This window comes from Streptococcus suis (assembly GCF_002960445.1).
Classification (GTDB): domain Bacteria; phylum Bacillota; class Bacilli; order Lactobacillales; family Streptococcaceae; genus Streptococcus; species Streptococcus hyiners.
Genome location: NZ_POJD01000357.1, coordinates 1 through 279, shown reverse-complemented (window position 1 = coordinate 279; position 279 = coordinate 1). Strand labels below are relative to the sequence as shown.

Here is a 279-nt window from a genome sequence, read left to right as displayed (position 1 = left end):
GTATTCGGAGAGGATGATTGGTGCGCTTTGCTTTGAAAAGGTAGATGAACGTCAACTTTCTGCGGAGCTCAGCTATTTCCTAAAAAAAGACTACTGGAGAAGAGGCTTAATGACGGAAGTAGTGAGGACTTTAGTCTATCTAGCTTTTTATGAGTTTGGTCTGAGGGAGCTGGTTATTGTCACCCATGAGGAAAATGTGGCCAGTCAGATGGTGGCGAAAAAAGCTGGTTTGGTACAGGTTGCGCAGTATCGCGGAAGTGACCGCTATAGCCATAAAAC

General features: G+C 45.2%; 1 protein-coding gene. It reads left to right on the top strand.

Going from position 1 to position 279, the window contains the following annotated elements; all coding sequences use genetic code 11:
* Positions 1-279: GNAT family N-acetyltransferase (locus tag C1G53_RS11235; RefSeq protein ID WP_153046726.1), on the top strand; the 279-nt coding region annotated here is incomplete at both ends.